A 26,545-nucleotide genomic window follows, 5' to 3' on the forward strand; every position below is an offset into this window, starting at 1 on the left:
GGCGGGGCTCCGGGTGCCTCGGCCCCGTCCCGGCCGGTCCGTCAGAGCGTGTCGAGGTCGAGCGCCTCGGCCATCGCGCGGTATCCGGCGTCGCCCGGGTGCAGGTGGTCGCCCGAGTCGTAGGCCGGGAGCAGGCGGTCCCCGTTGCCGGGGGACGGGTCGGCCAGGGTGCGGTCCAGGTCGACCACGGCGTCGTACTCACCGGACGTACGGATCCAGTGGTTGACCGCGTCGCGCTTCTTCTCGTTCGCATCGGTGTCGTAGATCGAGCCCCGGATGGGCGTCAGGGTCGCGCCGACCGCCTTGATGCCCTTGGCGTGCGCCTGGCGGATCAGTGAGCGGTGCCCGTCGATCAGCTGCGCGACGGACACCTCCGGGGTGGGGCCGCCAGGGAGGCCCGGGCCGCTGCCCCCGATGTCGTTGATGCCCTCCAGCACGATGACCGTGCCGACACCGGGCTCGCCGAGCACGTCCTCCTTGAAGCGGGCGATGCCCTTCTCCCCGGCCCAGGTGGTGTCGTTGACGACCTGGTTGCCGGCGATCCCGTGGTTGAGGACGCTGCGCGGCCTGCCGGTCGCGGCGAAGCGCTCCGCCAGCTCGTCGGGGTAGCGGTTGTCCGTGGCCGGGGTGGAGCCGACTCCGTCGGTGATGGAGTCGCCGAACGTCACCACCCCGTCCCGGCGTGCGGGCCTGTCGCCACCGCTGACCTCGAAGCCGGTCAGGTAGTACCAGGAGTCGCTGGTCTCCTTGAACGCGGCGCCGCCGCGGTCCGAGCGGTGGTCGCCGTCGGCGCGGTAACTGGTGGCCGCGGCGAACGTGTGGAAGGTGGCGGGGCCGGTCGGCGCCGCCAGATACAGCGTGACGGTCACCGACTCCAGTGCCCCGACCTTGAACGGGACGCCGTCGCTGTACGCCGTGCCGCCGAGCGGGATCGTCAGCGACCCCGCCTTGTCGAAGGTCAGCCGGCGGACCGAACCGGCCTTCACCGACGCGCCCTTGTCGGTGCGGGCCACGGTGGCCCCGGTGATGCGCAGCGGCGACTTGCCGTAGCGGTTGGAGAGTTCGATACGGGCCTTGGTGCCGCCCTTGGTGACGCGTACGACCTGCCGGACGGTGTGGTTCGAGAAGCCCTCCTCGGACCAGTTCGGTGCGAAAGGAGCGGTCGGCGCCTGCGGCGACGTCGCCCAGCCGCCCTGCCAGCCCCCCTTTCCGTGCCATGACGTGATGCTGTGTCCGGCCGCCACGGCACCGGCCGAACCGGTCAGTCCCTGGGCGCCGACGACGGGCAGTGCTGCCAGCGTGGTGGCAGACAGCAGAGCAACTGCCGTTCGCCGTATGGAAGTTGTGAATGTCATGGTCCCCACCCCTGTCGTGTTCCGATGTGCGTGCTGTCGGTCGTGCACACGAAACGATCAAGCGTGGGCCGCGTTCCGCTATTCCCGGACGCGGTCAGTCGCCGCTCTTGAGCATCGCGGCGGCCGACGCCCGGAAGACCTCCTCCGGAGGGTGCAGCACGTCCGTGGGACTCTGGGGACATGCATACCGACGCGCCCCGACGGACCGCCTCGACACGGATACGTACGCTCGGGGCGGCCCTCCCCGCAGCCGCCCTGTCCGCCGCTCTCGCCGTGACCGGCTGCACTCCGGAGGTGACGAGTGGCGGCAGCGGCGGGGGACGGGCGCCGGGCCCGGCCGGGTCGGCACTCGCCGCCGCCGAGACGCTCACCGTCAAGGGGCGCGCCCCGAGGACCGGTTACGAGCGCGAGGCCTTCGGGAGCGCCTGGGCCGACACCGACCAGAACGGGTGCGGCACCCGCGACGACATACTGAAGCGGGATCTGGCCGACGTGCGGCTCCGGGGCGGCGGCGGGGGCGAGGGCTGCAAGGTCGCCGCCGGGACGCTCACCAAGGACCCGTACACCGGGCAGCGCGTGACGTACGTGCGCGGACGCAGCAAGGTCGACATCGACCATGTCGTCGCGCTCTCCGATGCCTGGCAGAAGGGCGCCCAGAAGTGGCAGCCGCGCAAGCGCGTCGCGTTCGCCAACGACCCGCTGAACCTGCTCGCCGTCGACTCCTCCGCCAACCGCCGCAAGAGCGACGGCGACACGGCGACTTGGCTGCCCGGGAACAAGGCGTACCGCTGTGTGTACGTGGCCCGGCAGGTTGCCGTGAAGAAGAAGTACGAGCTGTGGGTCACCGGCGCCGAGCGGGACGCCATGGGGCGGGTGCTCTCGAAGTGCCCCGACGAGCGGCTGCCCGCGGGCGGCGCACCGACCGAGGCGCCCGCCCGCTTCGGCCGCTGAGAGTGCCGGAAAAGCCCTTGGACCGCCGGGAGCCGGCGATCTAGCGTGCCGGTGTGAAACTGACCGTCACCACCCTCGCGGAGCGGCCGCAGCTCCAGGACTCCATGTGGCACATGCCGGACAGCTGGCCCCGGTTCGTCCAGCACGATCCGGTGGGCTGGGCCAACATCGGGCGGATTGTCGCCGAGCTGCCCGAGTACGTACTGGTGGCCACCGGCGCCGACGGCGCCGTGGTGGCACGGGCGTTGAGTGTGCCGTTCGCGCTGCACACGCAGGGGCGCGAGGAACTGCCCGCACGGGGCTGGGACGAGGTGCTGATGTGGGCATTCTCGGACCGGCGGCACGGCCGTACCCCCGACACGGTGAGCGCCATCGAGGTAACCGTCGCGAACGGGTACAAGGGGCACGGCATTTCGGGGAAGATGCTCGCCGCGATGCGTGAGAACGCCCGGGGGCACGGGTTCGGCGAGGTCGTCGCACCGGTGCGGCCCAGTGCCAAGCACGAGGAACCGCTCGCGCCGATGGCCGAGTACGCCTTCCGTACCAGGCCGGTGGACGGCCTGCCGCACGACCCGTGGCTGCGCGTCCATGTCCGGACGGGCGGAGTCGTCGAGGCCGTGGCGCCTGCCTCCATGACAGTGTCCGGCTCACTCGCCCAGTGGCGGGAGTGGACCGGACTGCCCTTCGCCACGGAAGGGCCGGTGGAGGTGCCGGGGGCACTGGTCCCGGTTCACTGTGAACCGGTGGGCGGGTACGCCGTCTACGTCGAGCCCAATGTGTGGGTGCGCCACCGGCTGTGACGCGGGCGGGGAGGCCGTCCCCCTCCGACGGCCTCCCCGGTCCTGCGGTCCTGCGGTCCTGCGGTCCTGCGGTCCTGCGGTCCTGTTAGGCCTGCGGTATCGCGGCCTGCGGCAGTTCAGCGCTGCGGTGCTGCGGTGCTGCTCGTGGTCAGAGCTTCAGGTCCCACTGCGAGGCTTCGTGGGAGAAGTCGGGGGAGATTTCCACGACCAGGTTCTTGGCGGCGGCCGGGGTGTCGAAGCCGTACACCACGGTGGCCTTCTTGCCGGGCATGACCGTGCCGGTGAAGACCTCGCCCACCTTGTCGTCGAAGATCTGCTCGGCCTTCACGCCGTCCTTGCCGGCGCGGGCCTCGGCGGTGACGAGGGCGGCGTCGAACTTCTCCTTGCCGGCGTTGTCGATGACGACCGTGACCTTGTAGGCCTTGTTGCCCTTGGTGTGACCGATCGCGTACTCGCTGGGGGAGTAGGCCTCGGGGGCGGACGCGGTGACGGTCAGCTTGTCGTCGTAGACGGCCGAGTCGCCGGCTGCCAGCGTCTCGGAGTCCGCGTCCGTGCCGCCGGTCGTGCCCGAGCCCTTGCCGCTGCCCTTGCCCTTGTTCTTACCCTTGTTCTTCGTGGAGCCGTCGCCCGACTCCTTGGTCGCCGACGAGCCGCTGGTCGCCTTGTTGATGTCGTCCACCGCGTCGTCCACGGCCTTGAACAGGATCACCGCGCCGACCACCGACATGATCAGGGAGATCAGGCCCAGGACGGCGCCCGCCAGGGCGACACCCTTGTTGGTGGCTCCGCCGCGCTTGGCGCGGCCCCGGCCGGCCAGGCCCATGATCAGGGCGATGATGCCGAGGATGCCGGCGAGCCAGAAGAAGAACGGGATCAGACCCGACAGCGCGCCGATGATGCCGAGGATCAGGGCGGCAGTTCCCAAACCGTTGCGGGCCTGTGCGGCCGGCATCGGAGCCTGCGGGAACTGCGGCTGCTGCGTGTACTGAGACATGGATGTCCTCCGGACAAGGTGTGTGCGGGACTGCCTTGCCGCCCCGTTCTGCTGCGATGGGTCAATCACAACAGAGCTTGTGAACCGAGTCAACACGATTGGCGTGGGAAGTTGGATTCACGCCGTGAAATGGCCTCTCTTGCGTCCACCGCTATGCTCGGTGCCACAAGCAGGTGCAGGTGTACGAGGGGAGCCGGCCGGTGTCGGACAACGCAGCAGAGGTGACCGCCGCCGGAATCGCCCGGCTCGCCGGGGTCGGCCGGGCCGCGGTGAGCAACTGGCGCCGTCGGCACACCGACTTCCCCAAACCCGTCGGCGGCACCGAGACAAGCCCTTCCTTCGCCCTCGCCGAGGTCGAACAGTGGCTGCGCGACCAGGGGAAAATCGCCGAAGTACCCCTGCGTGAGCGTGTCTGGCAGCAGCTCGCAGGGCACCCGGCAGGCGCCGTCCAAGCCCTGATCCACGCGGGCTGCGCACTCCTGCTCGTACGCGACAGGCCGACCGCGTGGCTCCAGCTCTCCGCCGTCTCCGACGAGAAGCTAGCGTTCCTCCTGCCGCCTGCCCTGGAGGAGATCCTCGTCCCGCGCTTCGGCCCGCACCGGGTTGTTCACACGCCGGGCACGCCCGAGCTGGCCGCCTCCGTACTCCTGCTGCGCGCGACCGCCGAGCTCGCAGCCGAGTGCGGCGCCCGTCAGACGTACGAGTTCCTGCTCGGCCGCCACCTCGACGCGAACCCGCGCCAGTACACACTCACCCCGCCGGGCCCCGCCGCCCTGATGGCGGCCCTGACCGGCAGCCCCCGCACCGTCCTCGACCCGGCCTGCGGCACCGGCTCCCTGCTGCGCGCCGTCGCCCAGTCCACCGGGGCCAAGTCCGCCGGCGACCGGTCGTCCGGGGAGGGCGCCCAGGAGGAGCGGGCCGTCCACGGCCAGGAGGCCGACCCCGACCTGGCCGCCCTCGCCGCCCTGCGCCTCGCCCTCCAGACCGAGGCCGGCGCCACGGAAGTACGGGTGGCCGCCGCCGATTCGCTGCGCGCCGACGCCTTCCCGCACCTCGCCGCCGACGCCGTCCTCTGCCACCCGCCGTTCAACGAACGCAACTGGGGCCACGACGAGCTGGCGTACGACGCCCGCTGGGAGTACGGCTTCCCGGCCCGTACGGAGTCCGAACTCGCCTGGGTCCAGCACGCCCTCGCCCGCCTGCGCGAGGGCGGCACCGCCGTCCTCCTCATGCCTCCCGCCGCCGCCTCCCGCCGCTCCGGCCGCCGCATCCGCGCCGACCTCCTGCGCCGGGGCGCCCTGCGCGCCGTCGTCTCACTGCCCGCCGGCGCCGCCCCCCCGTACGGCATCCCGCTCCACCTGTGGGTACTGCGCAAGCCCGCGCCCGGGGGCCGGCCCTCCCACGAGCTGCTGCTCGTCGACACCGCCGACCTCTCCGCCGCAGGCCGCGACAAGCTCGACTGGCAGGCCCTGCACACCGCCGTCCTCGACACCTGGCAGACCTTCGACCGCCACGGCACCGTCGAGGAACGCCCCGGCGTCAGCCGCTCGGTGTCCGTCATCGAGCTGCTCGACGACGACGTGGACCTCGCCCCCGCCCGTCACCTGCCACCCCCGGCCGCGGGCGGAGGCGCCGCCGAACTCGCCCGCGTACGGGAGCGGCTGGCCGAGACGCTGCGGCAGACCACCGAACTCACTCCCCCCGCCGGGGAGTCCGCTCAGCCGGCGCACTGGCCCACCACCACGGTCGGCGAACTCGCCAGAGCGGGCGCCCTCGTACTGCGCGCGGGCGGCGCGGGCGCCGGTTCCGCGGTGCCGGTCCTCAGCGAGCAGGACGTGCTCGGCGGAACCGCACCCTCCGGCACCCTGCCCGAAGGCCCGGCGGAGGACCCCGTGCTCGTCGAGGCGGGCGACGTCGTCGTGCCCGTGCTCGGCGGCGGCTCGGTCGCCCGCGTGGTCGACGAGGCCACCGCGGGCGCCGCCCTCGGCCGCAGCCTCCAGTTGCTGCGCCCGGATCCGGCGGCCCTCGACCCGTGGTTCCTCGCCGGGTTCCTGCGCGGCACCGCGAACAACCGCCAGGCCAGCAGCTACGCCTCCACCTCGACCCGGCTCGACGTACGCCGCCTCCAGCTGCCCCGGCTGGCGCTCGAGGACCAGCGGCAGTACGGCGAACGCTTCCGCACGCTGGCGGACTTCGAGGGCGCGCTGCGGCGGGCGGCACGCCTCGGTGAACAGCTCGTGCAGGGGCTGTACGACGGCCTGACGGACGGGACCGTACGCCCGGAGTGAGACCGGCGCGAGACCGGAGTGCCGGCGAAGTGAGCCGCGCCACATCGATTCCGTACAACCCGTGGGCCGTTGTCGGTGTCGGTGTATACGCTCAAAGCTCATACCGCACCGAGTGTCCCCAGTACGTCTCACCAGGTCTTCAGGAGCAGCCATGCACGGCTCCGGCACCACGCCGCCAGTCCGCAGTGACGGCGTCGTCATCACCATGCGTGTGCTGTTCCCCGTCTGCGCGGTGTTCAGCTGCGGGCTTCTGTCCTGCGTTCCGCTGTTCCGGATCGCGATCCTGCGCGGTCGCTGGTTCGACTGGGTGGCGGCCTGGGCGAGCATCCCGGCGGCGATCGCGGCCTTCGCCGTCGTCGGAGCGCTGCCCGAGGCGGATGCCAGGACCGACGTAGCCCTGTCGTGCATCCTGCTCCTCGGTGCCGCGACCGCCGGGTACTTCCTGGTCTCCGACATCCGGTACTACGCCCGGCTCCAGGTCACCGGCGTCCCGCACGCCGCCACGGCGCCCCGCGCTCCCTACGGGCCGTACGCCGCACAGCCGCAGCAGGCCCCACAGGCCCCGCAGCCCCCGTACGTCCAGGCAGCCCCGCCGCAGTACGGCTACCCGAACCCGTACGCGAGCACCCCCGTGGTCAACCCGGCGCCGGTCCCGCTGCCCCAGCAGCAGAATCAGCCGCCCCAGCAACAGCCGCCCCAGCAACACCCCCACGAGAACCCTCATCCGCACCAGCACCCCCACCAGCACCCTCCCCACCGCATGGACCAGGTCCGTGCCGAGCTCGACGAGCTGAGCGACCTCCTGCGCAAGGACCAGCGGGGTGACCAGGACCGGTGAACGGACGGATCATCGCGGGCCGTTACGAGCTGTCCACCGTCATAGGCCAGGGCGGTATGGGCCAGGTCTGGACGGCGTACGACCAGCGCCTCGACCGCCGCGTCGCCGTGAAGCTGTTGCGGCCCGACCGGATGGCCGCCGCCACAGCGGCCGAAGAGATGCGCCGCCGCTTCGTGCGCGAGTGCCGCGTCACCGCCCAGGTCGACCACCCGGGCCTCGTCACGGTCCACGACGCGGGCAGCGACGACGACGACCTCTACCTGGTCATGCAGTACGTCAAGGGCGCCGACCTTGCCGACCACCTCGCCGAGCACGACCCGTACCCCTGGCAGTGGGCCGTCGCGGTCGCCGCCCAGCTCTGCGCGGTGCTGTCCGCCGTGCACGCCGTGCCGATCGTCCACCGCGACCTCAAGCCCCGCAACGTCATGGTCAAGCCCGAAGGCACCGTCACCGTCCTGGACCTCGGCGTCGCGTCCGTCCTCGACACCGACACCACTCGCCTCACCCACACCGGCTCGCCCATCGGCAGCCCCGCCTACATGGCGCCCGAGCAGGCGATGGGCGGCGCGGTCGGCCCGTACACCGACCTCTACGCGCTCGGTGTCCTGATGCACGAACTCCTCAGCGGCAACGTCCCCTTCGCCGGATCGACGGTCCTCGGGGTCCTGCACCGCCACCTGTACGAACCGCCGCTTCCCGTACGCCAGCTCCGCCAGGACATCCCCGAGCCGCTCGAAGCGCTGGTCCTTCGCCTGCTCGCCAAGGATCCGCAGCACCGCCCGTCCTCCGCCCAGGAGGTGTACGAGGCCCTCGTCCCGCTGTTGCCGGCGCACGGTGGCGTACCGTCGGGCCCGCTCGACCCCACGCGCCCCTTCCTGCGCCCGCACGCCCCCTGGCCAGACCGCGCCACCACCCCGCCCGTGGCCCAGCCCACCCCCGTCCAGGCGCAGCCCGACGTCGCGGGCGCCGTCGACGAGGTCAAGCAGCTGCTCGGCGAGGGCCGGATCACGCAGGCCGTCGACATCCTCGGCGGCATCCTCCCGGCGGCCGCCGCCCAGCACGGCGAGCGCTCCCCGGTCGTCCGCATCCTGCGCAAGCAGTACGCCGCGACGCTCCTGGACGACGGCCAGTACCGCCGCGCCCTGCCCGAGCTCCGCCGGCTCGCCGACGACCGCGCCGCCGAATCGGGTCTCGCCGACCCACAGGCGCTTCAGTTCCGGTACGACGCGGCACAGTGCCTGGAGCAGCTGGGCGAACCGGCCGCGGCACTCGCCGAGTACCGCGGCCTGCTTCCGTACTACGAGAACCAGTACGGGGGCGCCGCGGCCGATTCCGCCGCCCGCGCCTTCGACATCCGCCACCGGATGGCGAACCTGCTGCTCGCGATGGGCGACCACGCCGCCGCGCAAGCCCAGTTGCAGAGCCTGCTGTACGACGCCGAGCTCGTGTACGGCCCGTACCACCCGCTCCCGGCCGATGTGCGCCGCGCTCTCGACCGGCACCAGCGGATGCGCAACGCCTGAGAGGGACCGCCGGGGGGCAGGCTGCCGCGCTGGAAGGTCAGCCTGCCCGCAGGAAGGCGGACGTGGCGACCCGGCCCACCATCGTGAGCCGGCTGTCGCCGCCCGCCAGGTGCTTGTCCAGCGCGTCCTTGACCCCGGGCCAGCGCCCGTCACCGTAGTCGTCGAGGACGACGACCCCGCCCGGCGCCGCGATCAGTTCCACCCACTCCAGGTCGGCGAGGACGCCCTCGAAGGAGTGGTCGCCATCGACGACGATCACGCCGTACTTCCGGTCGGAGACCTCCGCCCGCACCTGCGGGTCCTCCGAGAACCCCCGCCGGATGCGGGCCTCGATGCCCGGACGGCCGCCGCCGAGTGCCAGGTTGGCCCGTACGACGTCCTCGCGCACCGGCGTCCCCGTCGGCTCCTCGTAGTCGGAGGTGCCCGGCTGGAGCTGCGAGCCCGCCAGCGGATCGACGATCGTCAACGTCGCCTCGATGCCCGTCCGGTGCAGCATCCGCATCAGAGCCGCCGCGAACAGCCCGTGCAGTGTGCCGATTTCCAGTACGTGGAGTACGGGCCGGTCGTTGCCCTCGGGGCGCGCGAGCAGCGGGACGGTGGCGAGCTTGCCGCACACGTTGGAGGTACCGCCGGCCATCCGGCCGACGCCCAGCGCCTCGAGAGCCACCACATTGCGGTAGGCGACGGTCACATTGCGGCGGGCGCGCTCGCCCGCGCCCGTCGTGGCGTCGACCTCACGTACCAGTGTGCCGATCTGGTCGGGCGTCGGCATGCGGTGCTGACCGCGACCGGTGCGGTCGAGCAGCATGGTGAGGCCGTGCTGTTTGCGCCGCAGCTCGGTGACTTCGCGGCGGAGCCCGGCGGTGTGACGTGAGATGCGCTGGTCGACGAGCGCGGCGACGGGGCGCAGGGCCCACTTCGTCAGCCGGTTGCTCAGCAGAGATGGCATGCGGTTTCGCCTCTGGCCTCGGTCCTGTGGGTGGGGGGCAGGCGGCCGACCGTACGCCGCAGCTCATGCCGTGCGGGCCACGAGCCGATGGTCGTGGGGTGAAGTCTTCGTGTGCCTCCTGCGACGCCGGGCCAGGGCCCGGGGCAGGACGCCCACGGCGATGAGTACGAGCAGTGACAGCCCGCCCACGAGTCCGCCGGCGCGCAGCCCCGGTGGGCTGAACGCGCAGGTCACGGTGGATGTGCTGCCGTCCAGGGGGACGGCGACCAGCCCCAGGTGGGAGTCGGCGGGCCGCGCCTGGGCAGCGTTCGTGCGACAGCTCCAGCCGGCGATGCCGGGCATGGCGAAGACGGCCGTACCCCGGCTGCCGGGCGGCAGCGCCGCCCGTACGCCGCTGTCGGTCACGCGCACCGACGTCGCGCCGCCCGCCCGGAGCCCGTCCACGGCGGTGGCCAGCCGGTCCCGGTCCAGGCAGCCGACGCTCTGGCGCGGCAGCTTGCCGGCCCCGGCGCCCTCGAGCGTGATCGTGACGCGGCCGTCGCGCGGGACGGCTCCGAGCGGCTGCATCGCCGCGCGCCGCGCGGGCACTCCGCCGCGCAGTTCGCTCTCGGTACCGGCGCCGCCGCCGAGCCGTGCCGTACCGGAGAAGCCGGGGGCCCAGAGGAAGACCTCGCTGCGGGCGGGACAGGTGGCCGTCAGCGAGCCGCCGCGCAGGGTGGTGGGCGGGAGGGTGTAGACGCGGGCGCCGAGGAGCTTCTCCTGGTTGCGGAAGGGGGACGCGACGAACCGCGGCTCGGGGCCGGGCGGCCGCACGGTGACCAGTTGCGGCACCGCGGCGCGCGTCACGGTCACCTTGCGGTCGTCGGGTCGTGACCAGCGCTGATGCGGATCACGCGGCATGTGCACGCGTGCGCCGACGGAGAAGAGGGCGTCGGTCACCGGGTTGTCGAGGCCCTGGACGGCGCGTCCGTTGGACGTCCAGCCGGCGCCGAGTGCGGCGAGGGTGCGGGTGAGGACGTCGGGGGTGTGGCTGCTGTAGTACGCCGCGCCCTGGCCGCCCACGGTCATCGGGTCGTTGGCGGTGGTCTGTTCACGGCCCGGCTCGGTCCGGTACGCGGGCCAGCCGTCGGCGTCGGCGACCGCGTCCGCCTGGGCCTGCTGGCGGCTGCCCCACGACGCGTAGTCGTCCAGATCGGCGAGACGCCGGCGGTCGGCGTAGGCGGTGGTGAGGGCCGCCTGTGCGATCTGGGCGCCGACGAGCAGGAGGGCGGCGGCCACGACCGGCGTCCGGCGCCGCAGGGCCCCGGACCCGGTCGCACGTGGCGCCCGGGTAGCGGGACGCCGGGTTGCGGGCCCGGTCGGCCGTCCCGCCGCGCGTCGGGCCAGCACCAGGGCGCCCACCGCCGCCGCCACCCCTGTCAGGGCGAGCGGGTACGTCCAGGTGGTGATCCGCGGGCTCGCGGCGGCGCCCACGGCGATGAGCGCGACCACGCCCGTGCCGCCCAGCAGGGCCCGCCGCCCCGGCCAGCCGTGGGAGAGCGACACCCAGGCCGTTGTCACCAGGACACCGGCGAGCACGAACGTCTGCCGGTACGGGCTGCCGTTCGGTGTGGCGAAGACATGCCACACCAGGTGCGTCGGCCCCCACTGCATCGACACCGCCACCCCGACCACGAGCAGCGTCCACGCCCGCCGCTCGCGCCGGGGCGCCGCCCGGTTGAACAGCAGCGTGCCCGCGAGCACCAGCCCACTCGTGCCGAGAAAACCGGCCGGTGTGAAGAAGCTGTACGTCGCAGGGAGCGCCCGAGCGAACACGTCCGCCCAGCCCGAGGGCGCGAACTCCCGCGTCCAGCCCGGGTACGCGTGCTTCGACCCGAGGAAGACGACGGCCAGCAGGGGCGCCGCGAGCCCGATGCCGAGCACCGTCGTGCCGGCCGCGCGCAGCAGTACGCGCAGGCGCTCCCGTGCCGGCGCGGAGGCGTCGTCGGTCAGCAGCCGCAGCAGCAGGACGAGCCCGGCGCCGAGCGTCGCCATGTACGCCGTGTAGAAGTTCGCCGCCCAGGCCAGGGCCACGATCACGGGGCCCAGAACGCGACGGCGGCCCGTACGCGCCCACTCGCCCACCAGGCACAGGAGAGGGAACGCGATCAGGCCGTCCATCCACATCGGGTTGTAGACGGCTTCGGTGACCGCCCACCCGCACAGCGCGTACGCCGAGCCGAGCACCCCGGCGGCCCACCAGAGCCCGCCGGCCCCGCGCCGCAGGGCGAGCAGCAGCACGGTCATGGCGGCCGCCGCGGCGGCCATCTTCAGCAGGGTGATCACGTACACGGCGAGGTCGATGCCGTCGCGCGGGAAGAGCCCGACCAGCAGCGCGAAGGGGCTGCTGACGTACGTACCGATGTCGGGCAGGAAGCTCGTGCCGTACCCGGACTGCCAGTTGACCAGGGCCCCGCCGTCCGCGCGCCCGTGCAGCAGGTCCCACAGGCGGGCGTGGTACGGCACGAACTGGTTGCCGAGGTCATTGACCGCGCGCGTGCGCGGCCCGAAGGGGAAGGAGCGGGCGAGCGCGTCGCCGGCGCACACCGAGACGACTGTGATCAGCGCGGACAGCATCGCCGCCCGGCCCCCGGCCGCTTCCGTATTCGACATGTTGATCCTTCTACTGCGCCCGATACCGAATAAGCCAGCATGGGACGGAAAAAGAGATCTGCTGACACTGTGGCCGTCTAAAAGCACACAAAGTGCGGCGAGTTCATGTATTCGTCGCCGACACGACATGTGGAGAGTCGGAATCCGCCATTTCTGGCGGCTGTCCTTCGCTGAGCTGTACCGACCCCTGGGGGAGAGCCGTGCTCATCTCGATTGTCGTCCCGTGCTTCAACGAAGAGGAGATCATTCGCCGCTTCCACGATCACGTGACGGAAGAGCTCGGCACTCTCGGTCACCCGGTCGAACTCGTCTATGTCGACGACGGAAGCAAGGACCGTACACTCGCGGTCCTCCAGGAGATCGCGGAATCCGATCCGCGCACGCGCTATCTCTCCTTCAGCCGCAACTTCGGCAAGGAGGCGGCGATGCTGGCCGGTCTGCGCAACGCCTCGGGCGAAGCCGTCGTCATCATGGACGCCGACCTCCAGCACCCGCCGGAGCTGGTCCGCCGCATGGTGGCGCTGCACGAGCAGGGCTTCGACCAGGTCGTGGCCCGGCGCGGCAGGAAAGGTGACAGGGTCACGCGTACGCTTGCCGCCCGTGCGTACTACCGGCTCATCAACCGTCTGGTCGACGTCGAACTCGTCGACGGCGTCGGCGACTTCCGCATGCTGTCGCGCCGCAGCGTCGACGCCGTACTCGAACTCACTGAGTACAACCGCTTCTCCAAAGGCCTGTTCGCCTGGGTCGGATTCAGTACCGTCACCTTCGAGTACGAGAACGCCGTACGCGAGGAAGGCCGCTCGAAATGGTCCTTCTCGAAGCTGCTCAACTACGGGCTCGACGGCCTTTTCTCCTTCAATGACAAGCCGCTGCGGGCCGCGCTCTATCTCGGTCTCTTACTGGTCGCCGTCGCGATGGCGTATTCGACATGGATTGTCGGTGACGCCCTCGTGAACGGTGTGGAAACCCCTGGCTTCGTCACGCTGCTCGTCGCCGTCACCGCGCTCGCCGGAGTCCAGATGCTGCTGATCGGCGTTGTCGGCGAATATGTCGGCCGCATCTATTACGAGGTGAAACGGCGGCCGCACTTCCTGGTCCGGGCGACCAATGTGGACCCGGCGCGTGCCGCCGCCCCCGGGCGGGAGAGCCGGGAGCTGGTACGCCGGTGATCCGTCGCCAGCTGGTCAGGTTCGCCCTGGTGGGAGTGGTGAACACCGGGACGTACTACGCCTGCTACCTGCTGCTTCTGACCTGGCTGCCGTACGTCGCCGCGCACGTCCTGGCCTTCGCCGTCAGCATGACCGGCTCCTTCTTCCTCAACTGCCGCTTCACCTACGGCACGCGCCCCACCTGGCGGAAGTTCCTGCTCTTCCCGCTCACCAACGCGGCGAATTTCGTGATCACCACAACCGGCGTCTATCTCCTCGTGGACGTCCTGCGGCTCGACAGCACGTACGCCCCGCTGATCGCCGCGACCGCGGCGATACCCATCACGTTCGTCGTCTCCCGCATGATCATGCTCGGCGGTCCCGCCCCGGACTCCCGGGACAGCGCATCCACGAACACGAACGAATCGTTGGGCGAATCAGTGGCCCGGACCACTCCGACTGCCTAACATCGATCACCGCAAGGTCGTTCGTCGCACTTTCGTTGCTATGCCGCACGATCACCGCCGGGAGGCACCCTTTGCACCGCCGCCGTCGCACCGCGCTCTCCGTGTCCGCCGCGCTCCTGGTCGCGGCGCCGTTCCTCGCCGCGTGCGGCAATGAGGCGCATCCAGGAGCCGCGGCCGTCGTGGGTGGCGGCCGTATCGAGGTCTCCGCCCTCCAGGCGCAGGTCAAGGACGTCCGCCAGGCCCAGCAGACCTCGCCGCAGTCCGCCCAGCTCATCGGCTCGACCGGGCAGCTCGGGCGCGCCAAGCTCTACGACCTCATCGTGGACAGGGTCGTCCAGCGGGCGGCGGACGACGCCGGGGCGAGCGCGAGCCGCAAGGACGTCCAGAAGGCGCGGGTGAACGCGGCCCAGCAGGCCGGGGGCGAGGAGCAGCTCGTCGCGATGTACCTCCAGCAGCGCGGTGTCGCCCCGGACCAGATCGACGGAGCCCTTCGCCGGGACGTCCTGGTCGGCAAGCTCGCCGCGAAGATCGGCGCGACGAACACCCCCGAGGGCCAGCAGAAGGTGAACGAGGCGTTCGTCGCCGCGTCGAAGGCCCTCGACATCGACGTGAACCCGCGTTACGGCACGTGGGACGACGAGAAGATGCAGCTCGGCGACTACAAAGCGCCGTGGATCACCCAGGTGACCAAGGAAGCGGCCGCGCCGGACGCGCAGGCGGGCGCGTAGCACCGAGCGGCGCCCGGTCTCTCGCCGCCGGACGGGGCCGGGGGCTGGGCCCCGGCGTGTCGGGCCGGCGAGGTACGTTCGACAGGTGACCAGCGAAGCATCCGCACCCGCGCCCGCCGCCCCCGGCCGCATCGTCCTCCTCACGGCCAGCCACCGCGTCGCGCCCGGGCTGCTGTCCTGGCCCGCCTGGCAGACGCTGGGCGCCGCCGACCGCGTGCTGTGCGCCGACGCGGGCCACCCGCAGCTGCCGTACCTGCGCGAGGCGGGTGTCACCGTCGAGCAGGCGGCGCCGACCGCCCAGGAGCTGGTCGACGCGTGCGAGGGCGGCCGCACCGTGGTCGTGCTCCCGTCCGGCGAGGGCGACCAGGCGCTGACCGACGGCCTGGCGCGGCTGGCGGGCTCGGGGCGGGTGCAGATGCCCGACCTGGAACTGCTGCCCGGCTCGTACGACCTGCCGGGCGCCCGCCTCCTGGATCTGGTGCAGGTCATGGACCGCATCCGTCTCGAGTGCCCGTGGTCCTCGCAGCAGACCCACGAGGGCCTCGCGAAGTACGGCATCGAGGAGGCGTACGAACTCGTCGAGGCCATCGAGGACGGCGACCGCGACGCACTGCGCGAGGAGCTCGGCGACGTACTCCTCCAGGTCGTCTTCCACGCGCGCATCGCCCAGGAAGGCCGTCCGGAGGACGGGTCCGAGCCCTTCTCGATCGACGACGTCGCCGGCACCATCGTCGAGAAGCTCATCCACCGCCACCCGCACGTCTTCGGCGACGACACCGCCGAGACCCCGGAGGACGTCAAGGAGCACTGGTTCCGTACGAAGGCGATCGAAAAGCAGCGCGACTCGACAACCGACGGCGTCCCTCTCGGCCAGCCGGGCCTGGCCCTCGTCGCCAAGCTCTCTTCACGCGTACGCCACGCGAACCTCGACGTCCCCCTCCCGACGGGCGAAGGCATCGGCTACGAACTGCTGGCCATGGCGGTACGGGCGGAGGCAGCCGGCGTCGACCCCGAGGCGGCGCTCCGCGCGGCGGCCCGCACATACCGCGACGCGATCCGCACGGCGGAGGGCCACACCGACTAGCTCCCGGCTGTGGCGCGGCCCGGCCCGTCACGGGCGCCTGCGGGGCAGTGTGGGCGGTCGGTGGTGGTGGGGGAAGGGATACGGTCGACCGCGTGCCGCACCACCAGAACCATCCCGCATCCCGGTCCGAAGGCCCCGTGCCCGAGCTCTTCACCTGGGAGTTCGCGACCGACCCCTATCCGGCGTACGCCTGGCTGCGCGAGAACTCGCCCGTGCACCGGACGTCGCTGCCCAGCGGGGTCGAGGCGTGGCTGGTGACGCGGTACGCCGACGCGCGGCAGGCGCTCGCCGACCAGCGGCTGTCCAAGGACCCGGCCCACCACGCAGGCTCCGCGCACGCCAGGGGCAGGACGGGCATCCCGGGCGAGCGCAAGGCCGAGCTCATGACGCATCTGCTGAACATCGATCCGCCGGACCACACGCGCCTGCGGCGCCTGGTGTCCAAGGCGTTCACACCGCGCACGGTGGCCGAGTTCGCGCCGCGGGTGCAGGAGCTCACGGACCAGCTCATCGACAGGTTCGCGGCGGAGGGGAGCGCCGACCTCATCCACGACTTCGCCTTCCCGCTGCCCATCTACGCGATCTGCGACCTGCTCGGCGTACCGCGCGAGGACCAGGACGACTTCCGCGACTGGGCGGGCATGATGATCCGGCACGGCGGCGGGCCGCGCGGGGGAGTCGCGCGGTCGGTCAAGAAGATGCGCAACTACCTCGCCGAACTCATCCACCGTAAAAGGGAGGAACCGGGCGACGACCTCATCTCGGGGCTCATCCGCGCCAGCGACCACGGCGAGCACCTCACCGAGAACGAGGCGGCGGCGATGGCGTTCATTCTGCTCTTCGCCGGATTCGAGACGACGGTCAACCTCATCGGCAACGGCGTGTACGCGCTCCTGCGCAACCCGGAGCAGCGCGAGCGCCTCCAGCGCGCGCTGGCCGAGGGGGACACGGAGCTGCTCGCCACCGGTGTCGAGGAACTCCTGCGCTACGACGGGCCCGTGGAGCTCGCGACGTGGCGGTACGCCACCGAGCCGCTGACCCTGGGCGGCCAGGACATCGCGGCCGGCGAGCCCGTACTCGTCGTGCTCGCCGCCGCCGACCGGGATCCCGAGCGCTTCAGCGAGCCGGACACACTCGACCTCTCGCGCCGCGACAACCAGCACCTCGGCTACGGGCACGGCATCCATTACTGCCTCGGCGCCCCGCTGGCCCGGCTCGAAGGGCAGACGGCGATCGCGACGCTGCTGCTGCGCCTGCCGGATCTGCGACTTGCGGGGGATCCTGACGATTTGCGGTGGCGTGGGGGCCTCATCATGCGCGGACTGCGCACCCTGCCCGTGGAGTTCGACGCCGAAAACAAGTGACGCTGCGTCAATTCGAGACCTTCACGTGATCTGCGCTGCATCGACTTGTGACAAACGTTCGAGTACCGCTACCTTCACCGTCAACCTCAGCCGTCACTCGAAAGGCAACCGCATGCGCTCCGGGAACGGTAGACACCGCCGCCCCCGTCAGGCTCCAGCTCTCGTCGTCGCGGCAGGAGTCGCCGGATCGGCCATCGCCATCCCGCTGCTCGGCGCGAGCGGCGCGTCCGCTGCCGAAGCCACGACCTGGGACCGGGTCGCCGATTGTGAGAGTGGCGGCATGTGGAGTGCCGACCTCGGCAACGGCTACTACGGCGGACTCCAGTTCTCCCCGGAGACCTGGCAGAAGTTCGGCGGTACGGCGTACGCGCCGCGCGCCGACCTCGCCAGTCGCTCCCAGCAGATCCAGGTGGCCGAGAAGGTGCTCGCCGAGGAGGGGCCGCAGGCGTGGCCGAGCTGCGCCCTCATCTCCGGCCTGACGGAGGGTGACGACGCGGCTCCCGGCGACGGCGCGAGCGCCGAGCCCACCGCGGAGTCCAAGGCCGACACGTCGGACACGGTGTCGGAGGGCTCCGGGAACCCGGAGTCGTCCGAGTCGACGGAAGACAAGCCCGCCGGGTCCGCCGGTGAGGGCGTCAAGGACGGCAAGGACGGCAAGAGCGGCTCGACGAAGTCCGCCGAGCCGACGTCGCCCCCGGCGTCCGGGACGTCCGAGGAGTCGGGCGGAGCCTCCAAGAGCCCCGCGCCGCCGGCCGCCGAGGAGGGTGCCTCCAAGGGCAAGCACCGCGGCGAGGTGGCCCGGGAGGGCGCTGACGCCGTATCCGGCGAATCGGGCATCGAGCGCGAATCGGGACGTCACGCCTCGCGGGGTGACGGGTCGACACGTGAGTCGGCCAAGACGGACGGCGCCGAGGCCGCCGACGGCCACTACACCGTCCGTACCGGCGACAACCTCTCGGCCATCGCCGCCGAGCACGACCTGCGCGGCGGCTGGACGGCTCTCTATGCGGCCAATGAGGAGACCGTCGGGTCCGACCCCGACCTCATCGTCCCTGGCCAGAACCTCGATCTGAGCTGATTTCGAAGGGCAGTTCGGGCCGCTATGTCCGGATTGAAGCAAGTGAGACAAGGGTCTCTTTGCCTCAACTCGCGTACGCGGCCCGGACGATCCCCTCGTGTCACCCCTGACCTGCGCAGATATGGACGAAGTGAAGGCAGGGAAGGGCGAAATCTCCCTGATGGGCCTTTTTGAACATCAAGGGCTCATGTGTTTACCGTCGGACCGCTCGCCACCGCGGGCCCCGTCGACCGTCACGCCGAATCCTGCCGTCGGTCGGGGGGAACTGACGCGTAAAGCGCCGTAGGCAGGAGCGGGGGACCCAGGTAGGTCGCCGGGCCCGTACGTCGAAAGACGAACGGAACCGGCTTGGGGTTAAGCCGCGCGACGCAGGTCGCGCGCCGGGCACTCACTTGGCCCGAACCCGACAGCTCACCTCGTAGGCGTCGGTGAGGAGATGTCGCATGCTGTTTTCCAGCAACGCCAAGCACCGTCGCCCGTCCAAGGCCACTCGGTTCGCCGCGCTCGCCGGTGTCGCCGGCGCCGCTGTAGCCGTCCCGCTGATGGGTGCGACTTCGGCCTCCGCCGCCTCCGTCGAGACCTGGGACGCTGTCGCCCAGTGCGAGTCCGGCGGCAACTGGTCCATCAACACGGGCAACGGCTACTACGGCGGCCTGCAGTTCTCCGCGTCCAGCTGGGCGGCGGCCGGTGGCACGCAGTACGCCCCGACCGCCGACAAGGCATCCAAGGCGCAGCAGATCGCCACGGCCGAGAAGCTTCTCGACATGCAGGGCCCCGGTGCCTGGGCCTGTGCGGGCGCCGGCGGCCTGACCAACGACGGTGTCGACCCGGGTGTCGACACCTCCGGTTCTTCGGCGAAGCAGGAGCAGCCGCAGCAGCAGGCCGCCCCGCGCGCCGCCGAGCAGCCGGCCTCGCGCAGCGAGGTCCGTTCCGCGCCCAAGGCCGAGACCGCGAAGCCCGCCGCCCCCGCCAAGATCGAGAAGGGTGACGGCGAGTACAAGGTCAAGGCCGGCGACACCCTCGGCAAGATCGCCGACGCCGAGAAGGTCAAGGGCGGCTGGGAGAAGCTCTTCAAGCTGAACAAGGACATCGTCGACGACGCCGATGTCATCTACCCCGGTCAGCAGCTGCACCTCAGCTGATCCGGCTCGCGGCGCCCAGGCCGCTCCGGCTCGCCGCGCCCCGCCGAGCGGGCGCGCGGCACTCCGCCGGGCAGGCCGCGGCACCCGCGGAGCAGTCCGCGGCATTCGGCCGATCGACCGTGCTTTTCCGGCCGATCCCCCGCGGAACCCAGAGCACCCCGGTCCGGCGCGCTTCCCCCGTACGCGCCGGGCCGGGGTTTCGCCGTCAGTTACTGCCCAGTAGTCCCAGTACGTGGCACGTCCCGCCCGGAGTTACGTCCGCTGTTGCGGGCATTCGCACCTCTTCTTGTCCCAGGGGGCGGGCGAACGGCCGATCGATGCCTCCGAGCCGGTTAGGCTCTTGTCGCAAGGCCAAAGTGACCCTGCACCCCATAGCGTCACATCCCAGAAGGAGATGCTCGTGCCGTCCATCGACGTCGTCGTAGCCCGGGAAATCCTGGACTCCCGAGGCAATCCCACGGTCGAGGTCGAGGTCGGCCTCGACGACGGCAGCACCGGTCGTGCTGCTGTTCCGTCCGGTGCCTCCACCGGAGCGTTCGAGGCCATCGAGCTTCGCGACGGTGACCCGAACCGCTACCAGGGCAAGGGTGTCGAGAAGGCCGTCCTCGCCGTCATCGAGCAGATCGGCCCGGAGCTCGTCGGTTACGACGCCACCGAGCAGCGCCTGATCGACCAGGCCATGTTCGACCTGGACGCCACCGAGAACAAGGCGTCCCTCGGCGCCAACGCCATCCTCGGCGTCTCGCTCGCCGTCGCGCACGCCGCCTCCGAGGCGTCGGACCTGCCGCTCTTCCGCTACCTCGGTGGCCCGAACGCGCACCTGCTGCCCGTTCCGATGATGAACATCCTCAACGGTGGGTCGCACGCCGACTCCAACGTCGACATCCAGGAGTTCATGATCGCGCCGATCGGCGCCGAGTCGTTCTCCGAGGCCCTGCGCTGGGGCACGGAGGTCTACCACACCCTCAAGTCCGTACTGAAGTCCAAGGGCCTGTCCACCGGCCTCGGCGACGAGGGCGGCTTCGCCCCGAACCTGGACTCCAACCGCGCCGCGCTCGACCTCATCCTCGAGGCCATCAAGCAGGCCGGTTACGTCCCCGGTGAGCAGATCGCGCTCGCGCTCGACGTCGCCGCGTCCGAGTTCTACAAGGACGGCTCGTACGAGTTCGAGGGCAAGTCCCGCTCGGCCGCCGAGATGACGGAGTACTACGAGGAGCTCGTGGCGGCGTACCCGCTCGTCTCCATCGAGGACCCGCTCTTCGAGGACGACTGGGCCGGCTGGAAGGTCCTCACCGACAAGCTGGGCACCAAGGTCCAGATCGTCGGCGACGACCTCTTCGTCACCAACCCGGAGCGCCTGGCGCGCGGCATCGAGGAAGGCGCCGCCAACTCGCTGCTCGTCAAGGTCAACCAGATCGGTTCGCTGACCGAGACCCTGGACGCCGTCGAGCTGGCGCAGCGCAACGGCTTCAAGTGCATGATGTCGCACCGCTCCGGTGAGACCGAGGACGTCACCATCGCCGACCTCGCCGTCGCCACCAACTGCGGCCAGATCAAGACCGGCGCCCCGGCCCGCTCCGAGCGCGTCGCCAAGTACAACCAGCTGCTGCGCATCGAGGAGATCCTCGACGACGCGGCCGTGTACGCCGGCCGCAGCGCGTTCCCCCGCTTCAAGGGTTAAGCGCGGCAAGGGTTAAGCACGGCAAGGGTTGAAGGCCCCAGCCTCCATACGTCCCCGCACGCGGTCCCGTACCGTGTGCGGGGACGTATGTGCGTACAAGGGGAGGCGGAGACATGGCCGGGAAGGACCGGGACCGGTTCTCCACTGCGACCAGGATTCGGCTGATCGGCGAGCAGACCGCCGCCCGTGTCTACCGCTCGCAGACCCGCCGTCAGGCCCGCCGCTCCCGGCTCACCGGCCGGGCCGCGCTGCTCGTCCTGGTCCTGTGCTCGCTGATCGTGGCGCTCGCCTATCCGATGCGGCAGTACGTGTCGCAGCGCGGCGAGATCGCCGATCAGCAGCGCAAGATGCGGGAGGCCGGCCGGCGCGTCGAGGAGCTGCGGGACGAGAAGGCCCGGCTCAAGGACGACGCCTACATCGAGCGCCTCGCCCGCGAACACCTCCACCTCGTACGGCCGGGGGAGACGGGCTTCACCGTCATCGACCCCGACGCCCGCGGCAAGCGCCGCGAGGACCAGGGCGGCGCCGACCGCCCCTGGTACACGAACCTCTGGGACGGCGTGGACCACGCCGACCGCCCGGACAAGTAACGACCCATCAGCACGTCATCGACCCGAAGTCACCCCCAACACGAAGGCACGAACGCACGCATGGACGCCGCACCCCCGACCACCCCGCGCACCGAGCCCACCGAGGCGGACATCGAAGCGTTCAAGCTGCAGCTGGGCCGCCCGCCGCGCGGTCTGCGCGCCATCGCGCACCGCTGCCCCTGCGGACAGCCGGACGTGGTCGAGACGGCCCCGCGTCTGGAGGACGGCACGCCGTTCCCGACGCTGTACTACTTGACCTGCCCCCGCGCGGCAGGCGCGATCGGCACCCTCGAGGGCTCCGGCCTGATGAAGGAGATGCAGGACCGCCTCGCCGAGGACCCGGAGCTGGCCGCCGCCTACCGCGCCGCCCACGAGGACTACATCGGGCGCCGCGACGCGATCGAGGTGCTCCAGGGCTTCCCGAGCGCCGGCGGCATGCCGGACCGCGTGAAGTGCCTGCACGTCCTGGTCGGCCACTCGCTGGTGGCCGGCCCCGGGGTGAACCCGTTCGGCGACGAGGCGCTCGCGTTGCTGCCCGAGTGGTGGGCGAAGGGCCCGTGCGTGACACCGTGCGCCGGGAGCAAGACGGACGGCACCGTCCAGGGGGAGGCCAAGTGACCCGGGTCGCCGCCGTCGACTGCGGTACGAACTCCATCCGCCTCCTTGTCGCCGACACGGACCCGGCAACCGGCGAGCTGGTCGAGATCGACCGCCGCATGACGATCGTGCGGCTCGGCCAGGACGTCGACCGCACCGGCCGGCTCGCCCCCGAGGCCCTGGAACGCACCTTCGCCGCCTGCCGCGAGTACGCCGAGGTCATCACGGCGCACGGCGCCGAGAGGACCAGGTTCGTCGCCACGTCCGCCTCCCGCGACGCCGAGAACCGTGACGATTTCGTACGCGGTGTCCTCGACATCCTGGGCGTGGAGCCCGAAGTCATCACCGGCGACCAGGAGGCCGAGTTCTCCTTCACCGGCGCCACCAAGGAGCTGACGGGCCGCGAGGACCTGACGGGGCCCTACCTCGTCGTGGACATCGGTGGCGGCTCCACGGAGTTCGTCGTCGGCGACGGCCACGTACGGGCCGCCCGCTCCGTCGACATGGGCTGTGTGCGGATGACCGAGCGCCACCTCGTACGGGACGGCGTCGTCTCCGACCCGCCCACCCAGGCCCAGATCGCCGCCATACGGGCCGACATCCGGGCAGCGCTGGACCTCGCCGAGGAGACGGTGCCGCTCCGCGAGGCGCACACCCTCGTCGGGCTCGCGGGATCCGTGACGACCGTGGCCGCGATCGCGCTGGGCCTGGAGGCGTACGACTCGGCGGCGATCCACCACTCCCGCATCCCGTACGAGCGGGTCGAGGAGATCACCGGTGACCTGCTCGCCGCGACCCACGACCAGCGGGCCGCGATCCCGGCCATACACCCGGGCCGCGTCGATGTGATCGGGGCCGGAGCGCTCGTACTGCTGGAGATCATGGAGCGGACCGGGGCCAGGGAAGTCGTGGTCAGCGAGCACGACATCCTCGACGGAATCAGTTGGTCCATCGCCTGACGGAGGAACTTCGTGAAGTTCTTCACAAGGAATTGGGGGCTCTGGGCCTACGAATGTGGGTCCGCAGCTCCTCTTGAGGCTCAACTTGGGTGTGCGGCTCGCATTTCGGGCGGTTCCCCGAGCGTTGCGCCGGTGTGAACCCGGTCCGCCGCGGACCGGTGGTACACCCCCTGAAACCCCTCGTGCGTCCAGCTCACGGGGGGTTTGCAACGTCCGGTCGTACACCGTGGTTCCCCCGCCGCGCCATGACCTGGGTCACGTGGGCGGCGGAGTGTAGCAGAGGTACTCAAGGAGCTTGTGAAGGGGCTCACGAGCCACCCCCGTCCGAGGGGTGGATACTCGATGGCATGAGCACCACGGAGCGTCCCAGGATCCTCGTAGTAGGCGGTGGGTACGTAGGCCTGTACGCAGCACGGCGCATTCTCAAGAAGATGCGCTATGCGGAAGCGACCGTCACGGTTGTCGACCCGCGCTCGTACATGACGTACCAGCCCTTCCTCCCCGAAGCTGCCGCCGGCAGCATCTCGCCGAGGCACGTCGTCGTCCCCCTGCGACGCGTCCTGCCCAAGGCCGAGGTGCTCACCGGGCGGGTCACGACCATCGATCAGGACCGCAAGGTCGCCACGGTCGCGCCGCTCGTCGGCGAGGCCTACGAGCTGCCCTTCGACTACCTCGTCGTCGCCCTCGGCGCGGTCTCCCGCACCTTCCCGATCCCCGGCCTGGCCGAGCAGGGCATCGGCATGAAGGGCGTGGAGGAGGCCATCGGCCTCCGCAACCACGTCCTGGAGCAGCTGGACAAGGCCGACTCGACGACCGACGAGGACGTCCGCCGCAAGGCGCTGACCTTCGTCTTCGTGGGTGGCGGCTTCGCCGGCGCCGAGACCATCGGCGAGGTGGAGGACATGGCCCGCGACGCGGCCAAGTACTACACCAGCGTCAAGCGCGAGGACATGCGCTTCCTGCTCGTCGACGTGGCCGACAAGATCCTCCCCGAGGTCGGGCCCGAGCTCGGCAAGTGGGGCAAGGAGCACCTCGAGAGCCGCGGCATCGAGGTCTACCTCAAGACCGGCATGGACTCCTGCGTGGACGGCCACGTGGTGCTGAACAACGGCCTCGAGGTCGACTCCAACACCATCGTGTGGACCGCCGGCGTGAAGCCGAACCCGGCGCTGGCCCGCTACGGCCTGCCGCTCGGCCCGCGCGGCCACGTGGACACCCAGACCACGCTCCAGGTCCAGGGCTCGGACTACATCTGGGCCGCGGGCGACAACGCCCAGGTCCCGGACGTCGCCGCCCGCAAGGCCGGCGTCGAGAACGCCTGGTGCCCGCCGAACGCCCAGCACGCGCTGCGTCAGGCCAAGGTCCTCGGCGACAACGTCGTCTCCGGCATGCGGGGCTTCCCGCAGAAGGAGTACAGCCACGCCAACAAGGGTGCGGTCGCCGGTCTCGGCCTGCACAAGGGCGTCGCGATGATCGTCATGGGCAAGATGAAGATCAAGCTCAAGGGCCGTCTCGCCTGGTACATGCACCGTGGCTACCACGGTCTGGCCGTGCCCACCTGGAACCGCAAGATCCGCGTCGTCGCCGACTGGACCCTCGCGATGTTCCTCAAGCGCGAGGTCGTCTCGCTCGGCGCCATGGAGACTCCGCGCGAGGAGTTCTACGAGGCCGCCAAGCCGGCGCCGGCGCCGGCCGCCAAGGCGAGCGCGCCCGCGGGCAGCGAGAAGGCCAAGGCGTCCTGACGCTCTTCCGCCGGTGAGCATCCACCGGTAAGCAGTACGCAGTGAAGCGCAGCCCGAAGGGGCCGCCCGCCATCCGTGGTGCGGGCGGCCCCTTCGGCGTTCCCGCCGGACCTCGCGTGCGGCCAGTGCGTGCAGTAGCCATTCACTTTGCTGATCCCTTGCCCGGCACCGGGATGCTGCGGGGTGTCCGGCGGTGTTATCTGGGGTGAACGCTCAGTGATCCGGGCAACACTGTCACGGAGGTGTGCACCATGGCCGACGCCGCCCTGCGGCTGACCACGATTGCCGAGGAACTCCTCGGAACCCCACTACCTGTACGTATCCGCGCCTGGGACGGCAGTGAGTCCGGCCCTTCCGACGCCCCGGTCCTCGTCGTCCGCAGCCGCCGCGCGCTGCGCCGCCTGCTGTGGAAGCCCGGGGAACTCGGCCTGGCACGCGCCTGGGTGGCCGGTGAGCTCGACATCGAGGGCGACGTGTACGAGGCCCTCGACCGCGTCGCCGGGCTGCTCTGGGAGCGCGGCGCCGAGACCAAGTCCATCGTCCACCCCGTGCGCGACCCCCGCCTGCGCGCCGCCGCCCGCGGCCTGATCGCTGTCGCGGGGCCCTGGCCGCCGCCGCCCCCGCCCGCCGAAGAGGTCAGACGCCGCACGGGACCGCTGCACACCAAACGCCGTGACAAGGAAGCGATCAGTCACCACTACGACGTGGGCAACGACTTCTACGCGCTGGTCCTCGGCCCCTCGATGGTCTACTCGTGCGCGTACTTCGACGATTCCGCCGAGGGGCTGACCCTCGAGGAGGCCCAGTACGCCAAGCTCGACCTGATCAGCCGCAAGCTGGCCCTGCGGGAAGGGACGCGGCTGCTGGACGTGGGCTGCGGCTGGGGCTCGATGGCGATCCACGCGGCGCGCGAGTACGGCGCCCACGTCACCGGCGTCACGCTGTCCAAGGAGCAGGCGGCGTACGCCCGCAAGCGGATCGCCGACGAGGGACTGACCGACCGCGTCGAGATCCGGGTGCAGGACTACCGGGACGTCAGGGACGGTCCGTACGACGCCATCTCGTCGATCGGGATGGCCGAGCACGTCGGGTCGGTCCAGTACGGGGAGTACGCCGACGACCTGTTCGCCCTGCTGAAGCCGGGCGGCCGGCTGCTGAACCATCAGATCGCGCGGCGCCCCGAGCCGAACGAAGAGGCTTACCACGTGGACGAGTTCATCGACGCGTACGTCTTCCCGGACGGCGAGCTCGCACCGGTCGGCCGGACCGTGGGGACGCTGGAGGACGCGGGCTTCGAGGTGCGCGACGTCGAGTCGATCCGCGAGCACTACGCCCTGACGCTGCGCCAGTGGGTGGCCAACCTGGAGGCGAACTGGGCGGCGGCGGTGCGGGCGACCTCGCGCGGGCGGGCCCGGGTCTGGAAGCTCTACATGGCGGCCTCCGCGCTCTCCTTCGAGCACAACAAGATCGGCGTCAATCAGGTCCTCGCCGTACGGCCGGGGGAGGGCGGTGCGTCGGGGATGCCACTGCGCGCCCGGACCTGGAATCCGGTGGTCCGGTAACGGCCACGGTGAAGGGCCGGCCCTCCGTGGGCCGGCCCTTCACCGTGTGC

The 26,545-nt window shown here is 71.2% G+C and carries 22 protein-coding genes and 1 riboswitch; of the genes, 18 read left to right on the plus strand and 4 right to left on the minus strand.

What is annotated here, in order from left to right; translation table 11 throughout:
- Nucleotides 1–41: 41 nt before the first annotated feature.
- Nucleotides 42–1,355, minus strand: a complete 1,314-nt coding sequence (locus ACWIHY_RS15320; RefSeq protein ID WP_454376133.1) for an SGNH/GDSL hydrolase family protein — start codon at nucleotides 1,353–1,355, stop codon at nucleotides 42–44.
- Nucleotides 1,356–1,535: 180 nt separating this feature from the next.
- Between ACWIHY_RS15320 and ACWIHY_RS15325 the strand changes: the two genes are divergently transcribed.
- Both ACWIHY_RS15325 and ACWIHY_RS15330 read left to right on the plus strand, forming a co-directional pair.
- The gene (locus ACWIHY_RS15325) at nucleotides 1,536–2,306 is read left to right on the plus strand and encodes an HNH endonuclease family protein (RefSeq protein ID WP_454376134.1); all 771 of its coding nucleotides are present in this window, start codon (nucleotides 1,536–1,538) and stop codon (nucleotides 2,304–2,306) included.
- 53 nt (nucleotides 2,307–2,359) lie between these two features.
- Nucleotides 2,360–3,106: an N-acetyltransferase gene (locus ACWIHY_RS15330; protein WP_454376135.1), complete on the plus strand. Its 747-nt coding sequence runs from the start codon at nucleotides 2,360–2,362 to the stop codon at nucleotides 3,104–3,106.
- Between the two features lie 148 nt (nucleotides 3,107–3,254).
- Here the strand turns inward: ACWIHY_RS15330 and ACWIHY_RS15335 are convergent, their stop codons facing one another.
- A complete protein-coding gene (locus ACWIHY_RS15335; protein WP_454376136.1) occupies nucleotides 3,255–4,100 on the minus strand; it encodes a DUF4190 domain-containing protein in 846 nt (281 codons plus the stop codon).
- Nucleotides 4,101–4,300: 200 nt separating this feature from the next.
- On the opposite strand from ACWIHY_RS15335, the gene ACWIHY_RS15340 reads away from it, so the two are divergent.
- The 3 genes from ACWIHY_RS15340 (at nucleotide 4,301) to ACWIHY_RS15350 (ending at nucleotide 8,749) form a co-directional block, all read left to right on the plus strand.
- Nucleotides 4,301–6,388 (plus strand): N-6 DNA methylase, encoded by a 2,088-nt coding sequence (locus ACWIHY_RS15340; protein ID WP_454376137.1) that lies wholly within the window; start codon nucleotides 4,301–4,303, stop codon nucleotides 6,386–6,388.
- Between the two features lie 151 nt (nucleotides 6,389–6,539).
- Nucleotides 6,540–7,226, plus strand: coding sequence for a hypothetical protein (locus ACWIHY_RS15345; RefSeq protein ID WP_454376138.1), 687 nt, complete (start codon nucleotides 6,540–6,542; stop codon nucleotides 7,224–7,226).
- Complete coding sequence (locus tag ACWIHY_RS15350) at nucleotides 7,223–8,749, plus strand: protein kinase domain-containing protein (RefSeq protein WP_454376139.1); 1,527 nt, start codon at nucleotides 7,223–7,225, stop codon at nucleotides 8,747–8,749. The genes ACWIHY_RS15345 and ACWIHY_RS15350 overlap by 4 nt, the downstream gene beginning before the upstream one ends.
- Before the next feature lie 37 nt (nucleotides 8,750–8,786).
- Here the strand turns inward: ACWIHY_RS15350 and ACWIHY_RS15355 are convergent, their stop codons facing one another.
- Both ACWIHY_RS15355 and ACWIHY_RS15360 read right to left on the minus strand, forming a co-directional pair.
- Nucleotides 8,787–9,698: a class I SAM-dependent methyltransferase gene (locus ACWIHY_RS15355; RefSeq protein WP_454376140.1), complete on the minus strand. Its 912-nt coding sequence runs from the start codon at nucleotides 9,696–9,698 to the stop codon at nucleotides 8,787–8,789.
- Nucleotides 9,699–9,761: 63 nt separating this feature from the next.
- A complete protein-coding gene (locus ACWIHY_RS15360; protein ID WP_454376141.1) occupies nucleotides 9,762–12,350 on the minus strand; it encodes a YfhO family protein in 2,589 nt (862 codons plus the stop codon).
- A 200-nt stretch (nucleotides 12,351–12,550) separates the two neighbouring features.
- On the opposite strand from ACWIHY_RS15360, the gene ACWIHY_RS15365 reads away from it, so the two are divergent.
- The 13 genes from ACWIHY_RS15365 to ACWIHY_RS15425 all read left to right on the plus strand — a co-directional run bounded on the left by ACWIHY_RS15365 (nucleotide 12,551) and on the right by ACWIHY_RS15425 (nucleotide 26,495).
- Entirely contained in the window at nucleotides 12,551–13,522 is a 972-nt protein-coding gene (locus ACWIHY_RS15365) for a glycosyltransferase family 2 protein (protein WP_454376142.1), read from the plus strand.
- The gene (locus ACWIHY_RS15370; protein ID WP_454376143.1) at nucleotides 13,519–13,968 is read left to right on the plus strand and encodes a GtrA family protein; all 450 of its coding nucleotides are present in this window, start codon (nucleotides 13,519–13,521) and stop codon (nucleotides 13,966–13,968) included. The genes ACWIHY_RS15365 and ACWIHY_RS15370 overlap by 4 nt, the downstream gene beginning before the upstream one ends.
- Nucleotides 13,969–14,039: 71 nt before the next feature.
- On the plus strand, nucleotides 14,040–14,696 hold the full coding sequence (locus ACWIHY_RS15375) for a SurA N-terminal domain-containing protein (RefSeq protein ID WP_454376144.1): 657 nt from the start codon (nucleotides 14,040–14,042) through the stop codon (nucleotides 14,694–14,696).
- An 85-nt stretch (nucleotides 14,697–14,781) separates the two neighbouring features.
- Nucleotides 14,782–15,780 (plus strand): nucleoside triphosphate pyrophosphohydrolase, encoded by a 999-nt coding sequence (locus tag ACWIHY_RS15380; RefSeq protein WP_454376145.1) that lies wholly within the window; start codon nucleotides 14,782–14,784, stop codon nucleotides 15,778–15,780.
- Nucleotides 15,781–15,872: 92 nt separating this feature from the next.
- Nucleotides 15,873–17,144, plus strand: a complete 1,272-nt coding sequence (locus tag ACWIHY_RS15385) for a cytochrome P450 family protein (RefSeq protein WP_454376146.1) — start codon at nucleotides 15,873–15,875, stop codon at nucleotides 17,142–17,144.
- Between the two features lie 112 nt (nucleotides 17,145–17,256).
- Nucleotides 17,257–18,222 carry a transglycosylase family protein gene (locus tag ACWIHY_RS15390; RefSeq protein WP_454376147.1) on the plus strand — a complete coding sequence of 322 codons (966 nt, stop codon included), beginning with the start codon at nucleotides 17,257–17,259 and terminating at the stop codon, nucleotides 18,220–18,222.
- Nucleotides 18,223–18,490: 268 nt separating this feature from the next.
- A riboswitch (cyclic di-AMP (ydaO/yuaA leader) is annotated at nucleotides 18,491–18,662 on the plus strand.
- Nucleotides 18,663–18,665: 3 nt separating this feature from the next.
- Nucleotides 18,666–19,364 (plus strand): transglycosylase family protein, encoded by a 699-nt coding sequence (locus ACWIHY_RS15395; protein ID WP_454376148.1) that lies wholly within the window; start codon nucleotides 18,666–18,668, stop codon nucleotides 19,362–19,364.
- A 394-nt stretch (nucleotides 19,365–19,758) separates the two neighbouring features.
- Complete coding sequence (gene eno / locus ACWIHY_RS15400; protein ID WP_069928446.1) at nucleotides 19,759–21,045, plus strand: phosphopyruvate hydratase; 1,287 nt, start codon at nucleotides 19,759–19,761, stop codon at nucleotides 21,043–21,045.
- 113 nt (nucleotides 21,046–21,158) lie between these two features.
- Entirely contained in the window at nucleotides 21,159–21,635 is a 477-nt protein-coding gene (locus ACWIHY_RS15405; protein WP_454376149.1) for an FtsB family cell division protein, read from the plus strand.
- Nucleotides 21,636–21,695: 60 nt separating this feature from the next.
- Nucleotides 21,696–22,253: a DUF501 domain-containing protein gene (locus ACWIHY_RS15410; protein WP_454376150.1), complete on the plus strand. Its 558-nt coding sequence runs from the start codon at nucleotides 21,696–21,698 to the stop codon at nucleotides 22,251–22,253.
- Nucleotides 22,250–23,191: a Ppx/GppA phosphatase family protein gene (locus ACWIHY_RS15415; protein ID WP_454376151.1), complete on the plus strand. Its 942-nt coding sequence runs from the start codon at nucleotides 22,250–22,252 to the stop codon at nucleotides 23,189–23,191. The genes ACWIHY_RS15410 and ACWIHY_RS15415 overlap by 4 nt, the downstream gene beginning before the upstream one ends.
- A 347-nt stretch (nucleotides 23,192–23,538) precedes the next feature.
- Nucleotides 23,539–24,933, plus strand: coding sequence for an NAD(P)/FAD-dependent oxidoreductase (locus ACWIHY_RS15420; protein WP_454376152.1), 1,395 nt, complete (start codon nucleotides 23,539–23,541; stop codon nucleotides 24,931–24,933).
- Nucleotides 24,934–25,184: 251 nt separating this feature from the next.
- A complete protein-coding gene (locus tag ACWIHY_RS15425; RefSeq protein WP_454376153.1) occupies nucleotides 25,185–26,495 on the plus strand; it encodes a class I SAM-dependent methyltransferase in 1,311 nt (436 codons plus the stop codon).
- The last annotated feature ends 50 nt before the right edge of the window (nucleotides 26,496–26,545 follow it).

The sequence above is a fragment of the Streptomyces sp. NPDC055287 genome (genome assembly GCF_053646035.1).

Bases quoted from the DNA above. Each gene is read 5' to 3' on its own strand.
- ACWIHY_RS15320 (WP_454376133.1), bottom strand. From the start codon at position 1,355: ATGACATTCACAACTTCCATACGGCGAACGGCAGTTGCTCTGCTGTCT.
- ACWIHY_RS15325 (WP_454376134.1), top strand. From the start codon at position 1,536: ATGCATACCGACGCGCCCCGACGGACCGCCTCGACACGGATACGTACG.
- ACWIHY_RS15335 (WP_454376136.1), bottom strand. From the start codon at position 4,100: ATGTCTCAGTACACGCAGCAGCCGCAGTTCCCGCAGGCTCCGATGCCG.
- ACWIHY_RS15345 (WP_454376138.1), top strand. From the start codon at position 6,540: ATGCACGGCTCCGGCACCACGCCGCCAGTCCGCAGTGACGGCGTCGTC.
- ACWIHY_RS15355 (WP_454376140.1), bottom strand. From the start codon at position 9,698: ATGCCATCTCTGCTGAGCAACCGGCTGACGAAGTGGGCCCTGCGCCCC.
- ACWIHY_RS15360 (WP_454376141.1), bottom strand. From the start codon at position 12,350: ATGTCGAATACGGAAGCGGCCGGGGGCCGGGCGGCGATGCTGTCCGCG.
- ACWIHY_RS15390 (WP_454376147.1), top strand. From the start codon at position 17,257: ATGCGCTCCGGGAACGGTAGACACCGCCGCCCCCGTCAGGCTCCAGCT.
- ACWIHY_RS15395 (WP_454376148.1), top strand. From the start codon at position 18,666: ATGCTGTTTTCCAGCAACGCCAAGCACCGTCGCCCGTCCAAGGCCACT.
- eno (WP_069928446.1), top strand. From the start codon at position 19,759: ATGCTCGTGCCGTCCATCGACGTCGTCGTAGCCCGGGAAATCCTGGAC.
- ACWIHY_RS15405 (WP_454376149.1), top strand. From the start codon at position 21,159: ATGGCCGGGAAGGACCGGGACCGGTTCTCCACTGCGACCAGGATTCGG.
- ACWIHY_RS15410 (WP_454376150.1), top strand. From the start codon at position 21,696: ATGGACGCCGCACCCCCGACCACCCCGCGCACCGAGCCCACCGAGGCG.
- ACWIHY_RS15420 (WP_454376152.1), top strand. From the start codon at position 23,539: ATGAGCACCACGGAGCGTCCCAGGATCCTCGTAGTAGGCGGTGGGTAC.
- ACWIHY_RS15425 (WP_454376153.1), top strand. From the start codon at position 25,185: ATGGCCGACGCCGCCCTGCGGCTGACCACGATTGCCGAGGAACTCCTC.